Origin of the sequence: Aeromonas sp. PrichA-15 (assembly GCF_017939245.1) — a bacterium.
GTDB lineage: Bacteria > Pseudomonadota > Gammaproteobacteria > Enterobacterales > Aeromonadaceae > Aeromonas > Aeromonas caviae.
In genome coordinates this window covers 1-13,787 of the sequence record NZ_JAGKRH010000193.1, presented here as the reverse complement: position 1 = coordinate 13,787, position 13,787 = coordinate 1, and the positions used below count along the sequence as shown (strand labels likewise).

Here is a 13,787-nt window from a genome sequence, read left to right as displayed (position 1 = left end):
ACCGGTCTTGACAGTGAATGTGAAAAGAGTGTTTACCGAGATCAATACCAATAAGCGCAACGTTTTCCATGATGGCCTCTCCTGAAAGAAAAACACCCTGTCAGCGTACCGCTCACAGGGTGGGGGTGACCATCTCATTAGACCCGCACGAGCGCCGGTCATATCAGCATATCAGGCATCCGGCTGGCCGAGCATGGCCTTGAGGTGCTCTTCCAGGCTGGGTTCGGGGGCCTTGAGGGTCGAGAGGAACAACTGCTCTATGCCTACCCTGTCCTGGCTCTTCACGATGAAAACCAGCCGGGACTGGGCCTTGCCTTCGGGCCACTCCCCCAGCGCCTGCAACGGATAGAGCTGGCCGTGCACCCCGTGGATCACCACGGGCTGGCTCTCCCCTTCCAGTTGCAATATCCCCTTGAGACGCAGCAGGGCATCACCGTATTGCGCCTGCACCGCATCGATGGCGGCCAGCAGGCGGGAGGGCTTGAGCGGCTCGCCGATGCGCAGGGAGAAACTTTCGATATTGCCGTGCTCGAAGCGGGTGGGCGCGACCGTCCCCACCTTGGCGGCAAACGGCGTTATCTTAGGCTGCATGGGCGAAGCCAGCCCCTGTTTCGGGGATTCGGTACGCAGCCAGGCCAGCAACTGGCGCACGTCGCGCCCCGCCGCCTCGTTGTAGGCGCCGAGCTTCTCCAGCACCGCGGGTGAGAGCACCCCATTGCTGACCCGCTGGATGGGGGCTGCCGGATTGAGGGCCGCCAGTTGGGCCTCCACCCGAGCAAGGGTCTCTTCATCCACCAGATCGCCCTTGCTCACCACCAGCAGATCCGCCAGCGCCACCTGTTTGACCGCCTCATATTGAGCGGCAAGCTGCTGCTCGATATGGCCGGCATCCACCACGGTGACGGTGCCATCGAAGCGGTAGCGCTGGGCGATAAAGCCCTCTTCCCTCAACGTGAACAGCACAGGGGCCGGATCGGCCAGACCCGTGGTCTCGATGATCAGCCGTTTGAAGGGTTTGATTTTGCGCTGGATGGCCTTCATGAAGAGCCCCTGCAGCGCCTCCACCAGGGAGCCCTGCACCGAGCAGCAGATGCAGCCGGAATCGAGCAGCACCACCTGCTCGTCCACCTGCTGTACCAGATGGTGATCCAGCCCCACGGAGCCGAACTCGTTGATGAGCACGGCGCACTCCCCGAGCTCGGGCTGCTTGACCCAGTGGTTGAGCAAGGTGGTCTTGCCGCTGCCGAGAAAGCCGGTCAGCAGGGTCACGGGGATGCGGGTGTCTTGCATGTCTGTCATCGGGTTGCCCCCCCTCTGATCGGCAGGAGGATGAGTAAGCGAGTGTCTTGCATATCGGTCATGTCAGATCCTTACCGGTTGGCGAACAGGTCGCCGAGCCAGCGGTTTTCGAAACGGCCATGGGGGTCAAGCTCCCGCTTCAGGGCCAGGAAGTCGTGCCAGCGCGGCAACAGGGCCGGGAAGTCGTAGAGGTCCATCGCCAGGTGCTTGCCGAAATGGGGAATGCCGCCGAGGGGCACCAGCAGTTGCTGCAACTCGCGCATCTGCTCCATGGAGCCCCCGACAAAGGTCCCGTCCGCCGCCAGATAGACCAGAAAACCTATCCAGCACACCGACTTGCCATGGGCGGCACTGAGCCAGGCCACGGATGGACCGGTGCAGCGCAGGATGAAGGGGTAGTGCAGCACGCCGGGGTTCGCCTCCTGCCATGCCTGCAGGATTTCAAGAGCCTCCCCCATGCGTTCGAGGGGCACGGCCACCTCGCAGTTGATCTGGGGAGCAGGAATTCCCTTGCAGAGGATCTGGTAGACGTTGCCCACCAGATCCGAGGCGTCCTTGAAGCGGCGTACCGTCTCGAAGTGCTCGCCTGCCCTGGCCTCGTCCTTGGTGTCTCTGGCCATCTTCTGCAGGGTCGCGTCTATGGTGGCATTGAGCGCCAGGTTCATGCGCTCGTTCATGTCTCCCTCCAGCACCAGCGGCTCGCTGCCCCCGGCGCGGTAGCGGGCCACCTCGTCATCGGAGGCGGGATCCACCAGCCAGATGTGACTCTCGCCGGTCCAGGCGAACCACCAGCTCTTCACGAAGGCGTGCTCCCGGTTGAGGCGCTCGTTGTGTTCCAGCAGGAAGGGGTAGTCGGTGGTGAACTTGGTGCAGCGCATGATGCGGTTGGGCACGGTGTTGAGGGTCACATCCAGCAGGATGCCGAGCATCCCCATGCCCATCACGAAGGCGCCGAAGCGCGGATCGGTGCGATCCACACGGATGATGTCGCCGTTCGCCAGCATCACGGTCAGGGCAGCCACCGCATCGCACAGGGCGGACTGGTGCAGTCCCTGCCCATGGGTGCCGGTGCTGAGCGCACCGCCCAGGGTCTGGATGCCGATGACGCCGGGGGACGCCGGCAGCATGCGATCCATGGCGATGAGGTCGGCATAGACGGTATCAAGCGGCGTCCCCGCCAGGTAGGTCACCGTATCGGCAGTCTTGTCCAGCTGGCCGCGCAGGTGGTTCAGGTCCACCAGCAGCGCCTGGCTGCCTTCGGCGTAGACGCTGTGGATGGGTTCGAAAGAGAGGCCGGAGCCGATGAGCCGCAGCTTGCGCTCGGGATATTCCCGCAGCAGTTGCTGCAGCTCGTCACGGGTCGTCGGGCGCCACACCTGATCAAGGGCGCCGAGGGGGTTGGTTCTGGACCAGTTGAACAGCACCTCCCGATTGCCAATCGCCTTGATGCTGTGAAATGCCTGGAACCTGACCGTCATACCGCGCCTCATCTGACTTCAAAATGAGCGCCAATTCTACCGAAAAGTGGCTGCCAAGGCATGAAAAACAAGACCCTACAGTCGGGGGTGGATAGGGGGAGCGCCCCTCCCCGCCTCAGCGCGTCTGCTGGGTCAATGCCAGCAACATGCCGAATCCCACCAGCAGGCCCCCGAACACCCGATCGATCCAGTGGCGTACCGCCAGCAGTCGGTCCCGCACCGCAGGGGTGGAGAAGAAGAGCGCCACCGCACCAAACCAGAGGGCGTGCGCCAGCGCGATGAAGGCGCCATAGCCGATCTGGACCGCCAGCGGCGTCTGCGGCTGCACCACCTGCATGAAGAGGCTGACGATGAAGATGGTGGTCTTGGGATTGAGCACATTGGTCAAAAATCCGGTGCGCAGCGCCCCCAGGCTGGAGAGGGCAGGCTGACAGATGCTCTCTTCATCGGCAGCCGGTTTGGCCCGCAGCATCTTGATGCCGAGGAAGATGAGATAGGCGGCCCCTGCCAGCTTGATGAGGTTGAACAGCCAGAGGGATTGCTGGATCAGCAGGCCCACCCCCAGCAGGGTGTAGGTCACGTGCACGCAGACCCCGGCCGCGATGCCGATCGCCGTCAGCACGCCGGTGCGGCGCGAGAGCAGCAGGCTGTTGCGCGACACCATGGCAAAGTCGGGCCCGGGGCTGATGACGGCAAAGAGAGTAATGGCGACAACGGCTAACAGTTCGGTCATGAAAAGAGTCCTGATTAGAGGGGATATCGGCTATTTTATTTGCCAATAACACCAATAACGAACGATGATTTCTGACATGAATGGTGAAAAAAACTCACAAAAATCCCTCTCGCTTCCCTCCCTCACCGCCCTGCGCTGTTTCGAGGTGGCGGCCCGCACCGAGCATTTCGGCCGCGCCGCCGACGAACTGCATCTCACCCATGGCGCCATCAGCCGGGCGGTACGACTGCTCGAGGAGGATCTGGGGGTCATGCTGTTCGAGCGGCGCCAGCGCCGGGTCTTTCTGACCGACGCGGGTGAACGGTTCTATCAGGCGGTCAGAGAGGGGCTGGGCAGCATCCGCCAGACGGCGCAGGCCCTGCGCCAGCAGAGCCGCCCCCAATCACTGGTGCTCTCCTGCGAACCCACCCTCCTGATGCGCTGGCTGATCCCGCGCTGGCCCGCCTTCCAGGCCCTGCACCCGGAGCTGGACGTACACCTGATGGCGGGCGGCGGCGCCCTCAGCTTTGGCAGCGGCATCGATCTCGCCATCCGGCGCAACGACTTTCACTGGCCTGCCGAGCTCTACAGCCAGTTGCTGTTCGAGGAGCGGACCGGCCCTGTCTGCCCGCCGGGCAAGGTGGCGCACTTTTTTGAACCCAGGGGGGATGTGCAGGCCCTCAGACCAACAGCCCCTCGTCTGCACACCAAGACCCGTCCGGGCGCCTGGTTGGAGTGGCAGCAGCACGCAGGCATGTCCGCCGACGAGGAGGTGCCGGGTCAGACCTTCGAGCACTTCTATTTCAGCCTGCAGGCGGCAGTCGCCGGACTGGGAGTCGCCATCGGCCCCTACCGCCAGGTGTGCGACGATATCGAGGCCGGTCTGCTGGTGGCACCGCTCGGCTTCGTCCCCGACGGCACCGGCTATCACCTGCTCGCCCCCGCGCCACCCGAACCCGGCAGCCCCCACGACATCCTGGTGAACTGGCTGCACAGCCTGGTGGGCGCGGCCTAGCCCTGGGCGGTGCGCCCGGCGGCGACCTGTATCTCTCCCGCCGTCAGCTCCCGGCAGAACTGGCGTATCGGCATGGGGCGGGCAAACAGGTATCCCTGCAGATACTGGACCCCCTTGCCTCTCAGATAGGCGGCCTGCTGCTCCGTCTCCACCCCTTCGGCCACCAGGGACAAACCCAGCCGTCCCCCAAGGTCGATGACGTTGTCCACGATGTGCTCGGAGAGGGACTCCGTCCCGATACGGCCGATGAAGGAGCGGTCGATCTTGAGATAGTCCACGTGGAATTGCTGCAGATAGATGAGGCTGGAGTGGCCGGTGCCAAAGTCATCGATGGCGAGCTGCACCCCCATCTCGTCGAGCTGGCGAAACAGGGAGAGGGTCTGCGGGCTGGTCACCAGCAGCTCCCGCTCCGTGAGCTCCAGCACCAGCACCACCCGTCCCGGCACGAAGTGGCCGAGGAAGTCGCGGCACTCCGTCACCAGGGAGAGGTCCCGGCAGTGGATGGCACTGATGTTGAAGCTGATGTGAAACGCCTCGGGCAACTGCTCCTGTACCGGGTGGAGTGTCTTGGCCACCGTCTTCATCAGGTTGACCGTCATGGGCACGATCAGGCCAGACTCTTCCGCCTGGGGGATGAAGAGATCGGGGCGGATCAGCCCCTCGGTGGCATGTTGCCAGCGCATCAGTACCTCGGCTCCCACCATCTTGCCGCCCTTGCTGGCGATCAGCGGTTGCAGATAGGGGACAAATTCCCTGGCTCGCAGCCCGCGTCTCAGCTCGTCCGTCAGGGCCCCCGGCCGCCCAAGCAGCCACCACACCAGCAGTGAGAGCACCAGCGAACTGGCTCCCAGCCAGATCAGTTGCAGATGGCGAGCCTCCCACAGGGCACGCCAGTAGATCGGCATGGCATAACCGGCGTGGATGGTGAAGGGGTAACGCTGGGAGGCGAGTATCAGGGCAAACTTGCTGTGCAGTTTCGGCGGATCGCTTTGGAAGTGGCCGGACTCATCGAGCCAGGCGGACCCCACCTGCAAGAACAGCTCGCTGGGATCGCTGCTCAGGGTGAGCATGAAACTGAGCTGGCTGCTGTCAATGGCGCTCAGTGCCGCATCACGCCCCCGCTCCTGACGCACCACCAGCAAGGGGTGATTCTTGCGCACCAGGTTGCCGCTCATCAGCAGCAACTTGCGATCCGTGTAGCGGGAGCCGTCATCCACTTCCCTGGCAGGCCCGAACAGCGAGGTGCAGTTGATGATCCCCTGTCGCACCAGATTGATGGAGCGCAGGAACGGCTCCAGCGCCACCCGCTTGCGCAGCAGCAACAGGTTGTCGCTGCAGGAGCGACCGGCCAGCGGCAATACCTCGAGGTTGGCCCGCTCGGCCTGATCCAGCATGCGCTCCAGCAAGGTTCTGGCCTTGCTGGCTGACGCACTGGCATCGTTCTTCAGCTCCTGCTCGTAGCTGTCATGCACCATCCACCCTCCCACCACCAGGGGCAGGGCTAACACCAGCAGGGCACAACCAAGGCGCCACTTCATGCGGGCCAGATCAATCCGGAACAGAAACATAGCAACCACGCCGCAATGCGCGGGCCCGCTTCGCAGGTACCGCGGTATAAAAATGCCCACCAGGAAACGGTGGGGCCATCATGGCCAGACAACGAAAGCGCAACGCGCGTACCAGGCAAATCGACGACGCCGTTGCTGGGCATGGCGGGTCATTATCGCGCAGCCCCCTGAAATGGAAAATGCCGCGTCGAGACGCGGCATTGTTATTTTCAGTGGTCAGACCGGCGAGTCTCAGACAGCTTGCTGCAGGATCACCGCATCGGCCTTCTTGGTGTAGGAGGCGATCTCGTTGAAGTTCAGGTAGCGGTAGGTGTCAGCCGCAGTGGCGTCCAGGGTCTTGGCATACTGCAGATACTCTTCCACGGTCGGGATCTTGCCGATGATGGCGGCAACCGCGGCCAGCTCGGCAGAAGCCAGATAGACGTTGGCACCCTTGCCCAGACGGTTCGGGAAGTTGCGGGTGGAGGTGGAGACCACGGAGGCCCCTTCCGCTACCCGCGCCTGGTTGCCCATGCAGAGGGAACAGCCCGGGATTTCGATGCGAGCACCGACGCGACCAAAGATGCCGTAGTAGCCCTCTTCGGTCAGCTGATCCTTGTCCATCTTGGTGGGCGGCGCGATCCACATGCGGGTCGGCAGCTCGCCCTGATACTTCTCGAGCAGTTTGCCGGCGGCGCGGAAGTGGCCGATGTTGGTCATGCAGGAACCGATGAACACCTCGTCGATCTTGTCACCAGCTACTGTGCTGAGCAGGCGGGCATCGTCCGGATCGTTCGGCGCGCACAGGATCGGCTCCTTGATGGTGGCCAGGTCAATCTCGATGATTTCGGCGTACTCGGCATCCTTGTCCGCTTCCATCAGTACCGGGTTGGCCAGCCACTCTTCCATCCCCTTGATGCGGCGGGTGATGGTGCGCACGTCTCCGTAGCCTTCGGACAGCATCCATTTCAGCATCACTATGTTGGACTTCAGATACTCGATGATCGGCTCTTTATCCAGCTTGATGGTGCAACCGGCGGCGGAACGCTCGGCGCTGGCGTCGGCCAGCTCGAACGCCTGCTCCACCTTGAGGGTTGGCAGACCTTCGATCTCGAGGATGCGGCCGGAGAAGATGTTCTTCTTGCCCGCTTTCTCGACGGTCAGCAGCCCTTTCTGGATGGCGGCGTAGGGGATGGCATGGACCAGATCACGCAGGGTGATGCCCGGTTGCAGCTCGCCCTTGAAGCGCACCAGCACGGATTCCGGCATGTCCAGCGGCATCACGCCGGTGGCGGCGGCGAAGGCCACCAGACCGGAGCCCGCCGGGAAGGAGATACCGATGGGGAAACGGGTGTGGGAGTCACCACCGGTACCCACGGTATCCGGCAGCAGCATGCGGTTCAGCCAGGAGTGGATGACACCGTCACCCGGACGCAAGCTCACACCGCCGCGGTTCATGATGAAGTCCGGCAGGGTGTGGTGAGTCTGCACATCGATGGGCTTGGGATAGGCCGCGGTGTGGCAGAAGGACTGCATGGTCAGATCGGCAGAGAAGCCGAGGCAGGCGAGATCTTTGAGCTCGTCGCGGGTCATGGGGCCCGTGGTGTCCTGGGAGCCGACCGTGGTCATCTTGGGTTCGCAGTAGGTGCCCGGGCGGATGCCCTCAACGCCACATGCCTTGCCCACCATCTTCTGGGCCAGGGTAAAGCCCTTGCCGGTATCGGCCACCGGCTGCGGACGACGGAACACGGTGGAGAACGGCAGACCCAGCGCTTCGCGGGCCTTGTCGGTCAGGCCGCGGCCGATGATCAGCGGAATGCGGCCACCGGCGCGCACTTCATCGATCAGCACCTCGGTCTTCAGTTCAAACCGGGCCAGCACCTCGTCGGTGCCGTGGCGGGTGATCTTGCCCTCATAGGGGAAGATGTCGATGACATCGCCCATTTCCAGCTTGGAGACGTCCACTTCGATGGGCAGGGCGCCGGCATCTTCCATGGTGTTGAAGAAGATGGGGGCAATCTTGCCACCGAGGCAGACGCCGCCGGCACGCTTGTTCGGCACGAACGGAATGTCGTCGCCCATGAACCAGAGCACGGAGTTGGTAGCGGATTTACGGGAAGAGCCGGTACCGACCACGTCACCCACGTAAGCCAGCGGGAAGCCCTGCTCTTTCAGGGAATCAATGGTCTTGATGGGACCGATGACGCCATCCTTGTCCGGGGTGATGCCGGGACGGGCGTTCTTCAGCATCGCCAGGGCGTGCAGCGGAATGTCCGGGCGGGACCAAGCGTCCGGCGCCGGCGACAGATCGTCGGTGTTGGTTTCGCCGGTAACCTTGAACACGGTGACGGTGATCTTCTCGGCCAGGGCCGGGCGGTTCAGGAACCACTCGGCGTCGGCCCAGGATTGCAGCACCTGCTTGGCGTGGGCATTGCCCGCCTTGGCCTTCTCTTCCACGTCGTGGAAGGAGTCGAACATCAGCAGGGTGTGGGAGAGGCCCTTGGCGGCAAGAGGAGCCAGGGTCGCATCGTCCAGCAGGTCGATCAGCGGCTGAATGTTGTAACCACCCTGCATGGTACCGAGCAGCTCGACGGCTTCGGCGGCAGTCAGGATGGGGGAATGGGCCTCGCCCTTGGCGACGGCGGTCAGGAAGCCGGCTTTCACATAGGCCGCTTCATCAACACCCGGGGGAATGCGGGAGGACAACAGTTCTTTCAGAAAGTCCTGTTCGCCGGCGGGCGGATTCTTGATCAGCTCAACCAGGGCGGCGACCTGCTCTGCGTCCAGAGGTTTGGCAACCACGCCTTCGGCGGCACGTTCTGCGACGTGTTTACGGTATGTTTCAAGCACGACTAATTCCTCTTTGGTCTTTTTTTGGGGTTCGCCCAAGCTCGCGGCGATCGTCCTTGCGGGACACCCGTAGGGTGCCCCCCACTATATAAGTTTTAACGACTAATTAAAATCCAAACCCTGTGCAGTTATTCATCAAACCAGCATAACCATATAAACCTATTAGTTTTTTTTAGAGTGACAAGCCGCCCACCCAAGGTGAGTTAACAAAAAGGCAGCATTTCGCCCTTATTGGAACGTAGTGCCCAATTGCAGATAGAACATGTCGTGCCCCCCCTCCGCCACGCCATAGCCGAGGAAGATGGGACCGAGGAAACTCTCCACCCCCATATAGAGGGAACCCGAGGTATAGGAGGATTCGATGCTGATGTCCTCTCCCTTGTCCCAGACCCCCCCTTGCTCGAGGGAGCCCCCGAGGAACAGGGGCGCCTTGAAGGCACCGAAATCGTTGTCCGCCACCCGGTAGATGTAGCGCAATCCGCCGAACAGGCTGTAGCGACCGCTCAACTGGTAATGCTGGAAGCCGGACATGCGGAACAGCCCGCCCAGATCCTGCACGAACAGTGGTACCGTCTCCTGGGAGCTTGAGCCGCCCCCTTCCAGCATCAGGTTGAGGCTGTGTCTGTCCCAGGACCAGGGCTTGATCATCACCAGCCGGTAATTCACCCCCTCGGCCTGCTCGGAGGGCGCGTCCGCGGGGTCGAGATCGACGTAGGAGTAGCCACCCTTGATGTCCCAGTAGACCCCCTGATAGGGGAAGTAGCGGCTGTCGAGGGTGTCGTGCTCGAAGCGGATGTAGGGTCCCCAGGCTGAGGCATCGGCATCCGCGTTGGTGAGGTTCTGGATCTCCACGCTGCCGATCTTGCCCTCCAGCCCAAGGGAGAAGCGGCTCCAGGGCTGGCGATTCCAGCCGACGGCGAGATCCACGCTGGTGAAGCTGTACTCGGAGTCCAGATAGCTGACCCCGGACGAGGACCTGCTCTCTTCCGGGAAGAAGACGCGTCGCTGGGTCTTGTCGTAGGCCAGGCTCGTCTCGCCGAAGTAGGTCTGGGAGGGCTCCAGCGGGGTGTAGAAGTCGGTCTTGAGGTGCTTGGCGGTCCCGAGGGACGCCTCGGTCAGCCACTCGCCTCCCCAGTCGTTCACGTTGGTCAGGGTGTAGGACATGCCGACGTTGTAGTTGGAGCTGCTCTCGAAGTCATCGGAGAAACCGAGCTGGAAGTTAAGATAACCCGGCCCCCAGTTCTTCTCGCTGGCGTCCACCACCAGCACGTTCTCCCCGTCCCGCTCCTCCACCTCGTAGGTGATCCGATCGAACGACTCCAGGGCGTAGAGGCGACGGATCCCCGCCTCCAGGCTCTCGTAGGTCTGCACCTTGTCCGGACGCACGTTCAGCATGGCCCGCACCGTGTCGTCGGAGAGGCGCGACTTGTTGATGATCTCCACCTTGTCGATGTAGTAGGCGGGCTGGCCGCTGCGCTCGGCGCGCCGGCTCAGCTTGCCGTTGCGATAGTCGGCGTAGGCGGCGGGCGAGAGAGAGAGCGCATCGAGCCGGGCCGCTGCACTGTTGGCAACCGCCTCCCCGATCTTGATCCCCTCCGGCATCAGGGCGAAGTCGGCGATCCCCATGTTGCCGAACTCGGGGGTCAGCAGGATGTCCCTGGGGCCGAGCAGCGCCTTCTGCTTTTCGGTCCCCACCTGGGTCATATAGGTGGTGAGCTGATCGATCATGGCCAGCCCCGACTTCAAGGATTCCCGGGTACGCAGCTTGGCGCCGATGTCCACCGCGATCACCACGTCGGCCCCCATGGCCTTGGCCACGTCCACCGGCATGTTGTTGACCGTGCCACCATCGGCCAGGATGCGGCCGTCCCAGTCCACCGGCTTGAGGGCACCGGGAATGGACATGGAGGCCTGCATCGCCTTGGCGAGGCTGCCGTGATCCAGCACGAAGGGGGTCACCGTCTCCATGTCGGTCGCCACCGCGCGATAGGGGATAGGCAGGTTGTCGAAGCTCTTTTGCGCCGGCAGGTTGGAGGTGGCGTGGCGCAGCAGGCTGGCCATGGACTGTCCCTGGAAGAAGCCGTCCGGCAGCTGGGTCTGGTCACCGTTGACCCCGATGTCGGTGCGCAGCTGGTACTTCTCGGTCTGCTGCTTCTTGCGCAGGGATAGCTCGTCGCGCCCCACCTTGTCCTGATAGCCCTTGTTCCAGTCGATGGCCAGCGTCGTGCGCTCCACCTCCTCGGCGCTGAGCCCCATGGCATACATGCCCGCCACATAGGAGCCCATGCTGGTCCCGACGATGATGTCCACCGGGATGTGCTTTGCCTCCAGCACCTTGAGCACCCCGATATGGGCCGACCCCTTGGCCCCGCCGCCGCTCAGTACCAGGGCGATCCTCGGACGCTCCATCTTGGTTGCCCCCGGGTTTCTGGCCGAAGGCGCGGGATCATTGGCTCCGGCCGCCACCATGAACGGCAGGGTCGCCAGCAGGAGCACGAGCAGGTGGGTCCATCCCCGATGAAAGATGCGCATATGAGAGTCCATAAATCCGGTGCGAGTCGAGCGGGCAGGCCGCCAGTCAGGTGCAGCCTACTATAAGTGCAAGCACTTTAACCGCAAGCCGGGGTGCTGGCGAGGGGTCGCCCCGCTTGCAACGATGTCTCGGCAAAATCGGGCGCCAATCCAGTCCAATCCGGGTGTGAGCGCAAACGTTAATCGACAATAAACGCCCCCGCCGCCTCAAGAGCGCGCCAAATCAGCCGCTATTATGAGTTCAACCCTGGTTCACACTTCCGAGTCACCCTTATGTTCGCAAGCCTGACACTGAAACAGAAAATTCTGGCCACCGTCATCCTCGCCGTGGCCCTCTCCTGCCTGCTGGTGGGCTATTTCAGCCAGCGTTCTGCCCAGCAGCTGATCGAGAACCGCATGTTCGAGCAGGAGCTGCCCAACCTGACCCAGCGCATCGGCAAGGAGATCGAGAAGGATCTCACTTCGGTCGCCAATGCCGCCAGACAGCTTGCCAACGACCGCTTCGTGCTGGACTGGGTCGAGCGCGGCATGCCCAAGGAGCAGGAGTCCATCCTTATCAACCAGCTCAAGGACATGACGAGCCAGTATGGCCTGGTCACCGCCTCCTTCGCCGATCGTCAGAGTGCCGCCTACTACAACCAGGACGGTTTTCTGCGCATCCTGAACCACGAGCAGGACAACTGGTTCTATGACTACACCAAGAGCCGCCAGGATCTGATGCTCAGCATCTTTCGGGAGAGCAATGGCGAGGTAAAACTGTTCGTCAACTTCCAGCAGCTCGACGGACGCGGCCTCGCCGGCCTAGCCAAATCCCTCGACAGCATGGTCAGCATGCTCGCCAACTTCCGCATCGGCGACAGCGGCTTCGTCTTCATGACAGACGGCAGCGGCAAGGTGAAGCTGCACCCCGACGCCGCCCGCATCGATCGGGACAACCTGACCCAGCTGGCCAGCGGCAGCAGCACCAACCTGCTCAACAAGCAGCCCTTTGCCGCCACCCGTGCCGAGGTCGACGGCCAGCCCGTGATCCTGGCCAGCAGCTACATCCCCCTGCTCGACTGGTATCTGGTGGCCCAGGTGCCGGAGGCCGAGATTTATGCCGAACTGGACAGAGCGCGCCTGCACATGGTGCTGGTCAGCCTGGCCATCGCCGTCGGCATGGGGCTGCTCGGCGTTCTCCTGGCGGGCTCCGTGAGCCGCCCCCTCAACGAACTGGCCCGCCTGTTCCGCGAACTCGGCAGCGGTGATGGCGACCTCACCCATCGCCTCAAGGTCGATGGCCGTGACGAACTGGCCCAGGTGGCGACCGGCTTCAACAACTTTGTCGCCAAGATCCACGGCTCCATCGAACAGGTGGCGAGCAACTCCCGCCAGCTCGCCGCCACCGCCAACGAGGTGGCCGCCAAGGCCCAGCTCACCCAGCACAACTGCACCGCCCAGCGGGATCGCACCGTCCAGGTCGCTACCGCCATCCACGAGATGGGAGCCACCGTCAGCGAGATCGCCGGCAATGCATCCCTGGCAGCCGACGTCGCCAAGCAGGCCAACGAGCAGGCCGATGCGGGGGCCCAGGTCGTCGCCCAGGCCCGTCACGGCATCGTCGGCCTATCCGGTGAGATCGAGCAGGTGGCCGGGGTCATCGAGTCACTGGCGAGCCAGACCGATTCCATCGGCAGCATCCTCGACACCATCCGCAGCATCTCGGAGCAGACCAACCTGCTGGCCCTCAACGCCGCCATCGAGGCTGCCCGCGCCGGCGAGCAGGGCCGTGGCTTCGCCGTGGTGGCCGACGAGGTGCGCAACCTCGCCAGCCGCTCCGCCGCCTCCACCGCCGAGATCCAGGGCATGATCAACAGCCTCCAGGAGCAGAGCGCCCGCGCCGTCAGCGCCATGGCCCAGGGGCGCAACCAGAGCCTGCGGGTGGTGACCCAGGCCGACGAGGCCAACGGCGCCCTCGACCAGATCACCGGGCACATCACCCAGATCAGCGACATGAACATCCAGGTCGCCACCGCCACCGAAGAGCAGTCGAGCGTGGTCGGGGAGATCAACCGCAACGTGGAGGACATCAACCAGCTCACCATGGAGACCGCCGACATCGCCCACCAGTTGACCGAGTCCAGCCGCAGCCTGCAACAGCTCTCCGGCGAGCTCGACAAGCTGGTCGGCAACTTCCGGTTATAAGATGAAAGGGCGCTGCGGCGCCCTTTTTTCAGGTTCTTCGCGGGATCCTGGGAAAGTGGAAGTTGACAGACAGGGTGCTGGTAAACTGGTTGTCGCCAAACACACCACCACCATCACCCTGCTGTCGCCGTGCATCATATTGATATTGCCTCCTTCTGGCCAGGTTATAC

At 63.1% G+C, this 13,787-nt stretch carries 8 protein-coding genes; 2 read left to right on the top strand and 6 right to left on the bottom strand.

Going from position 1 to position 13,787, the window contains the following annotated elements:
- Positions 1-171 precede the first annotated feature (171 nt).
- The 3 genes from J9889_RS18930 to J9889_RS18920 all read right to left on the bottom strand — a co-directional run bounded on the left by J9889_RS18930 (position 172) and on the right by J9889_RS18920 (position 3,510).
- Positions 172-1,299 carry a GTP-binding protein gene (locus J9889_RS18930; protein ID WP_164884641.1) on the bottom strand — a complete coding sequence of 376 codons (1,128 nt, stop codon included), beginning with the start codon at positions 1,297-1,299 and terminating at the stop codon, positions 172-174.
- Between the two features lie 71 nt (positions 1,300-1,370).
- Complete coding sequence (locus J9889_RS18925; RefSeq protein ID WP_210557706.1) at positions 1,371-2,777, bottom strand: D-arabinono-1,4-lactone oxidase; 1,407 nt, start codon at positions 2,775-2,777, stop codon at positions 1,371-1,373.
- Positions 2,778-2,892: 115 nt separating this feature from the next.
- Positions 2,893-3,510 (bottom strand): LysE family transporter, encoded by a 618-nt coding sequence (locus J9889_RS18920; protein ID WP_103244165.1) that lies wholly within the window; start codon positions 3,508-3,510, stop codon positions 2,893-2,895.
- Positions 3,511-3,586: 76 nt separating this feature from the next.
- Here J9889_RS18920 and J9889_RS18915 point away from each other — a divergent pair, with 76 nt between their 5' ends.
- A complete protein-coding gene (locus tag J9889_RS18915) occupies positions 3,587-4,504 on the top strand; it encodes a LysR family transcriptional regulator (RefSeq protein ID WP_210557704.1) in 918 nt (305 codons plus the stop codon).
- Here the strand turns inward: J9889_RS18915 and J9889_RS18910 are convergent.
- From J9889_RS18910 to J9889_RS18900, 3 genes are all read right to left on the bottom strand, one after another.
- A complete protein-coding gene (locus J9889_RS18910; RefSeq protein WP_210557702.1) occupies positions 4,501-6,072 on the bottom strand; it encodes a cyclic diguanylate phosphodiesterase in 1,572 nt (523 codons plus the stop codon). The genes J9889_RS18915 and J9889_RS18910 overlap by 4 nt on opposite strands.
- A gap of 231 nt (positions 6,073-6,303) precedes the next feature.
- Complete coding sequence (gene acnB / locus J9889_RS18905; RefSeq protein ID WP_210557700.1) at positions 6,304-8,901, bottom strand: bifunctional aconitate hydratase 2/2-methylisocitrate dehydratase; 2,598 nt, start codon at positions 8,899-8,901, stop codon at positions 6,304-6,306.
- A gap of 228 nt (positions 8,902-9,129) precedes the next feature.
- Positions 9,130-11,433 carry a patatin-like phospholipase family protein gene (locus J9889_RS18900; RefSeq protein WP_210557698.1) on the bottom strand — a complete coding sequence of 768 codons (2,304 nt, stop codon included), beginning with the start codon at positions 11,431-11,433 and terminating at the stop codon, positions 9,130-9,132.
- Positions 11,434-11,706: 273 nt separating this feature from the next.
- Between J9889_RS18900 and J9889_RS18895 the strand changes: the two genes are divergently transcribed.
- Complete coding sequence (locus J9889_RS18895) at positions 11,707-13,617, top strand: methyl-accepting chemotaxis protein (RefSeq protein WP_048208552.1); 1,911 nt, start codon at positions 11,707-11,709, stop codon at positions 13,615-13,617.
- Positions 13,618-13,787: the final 170 nt, after the last annotated feature.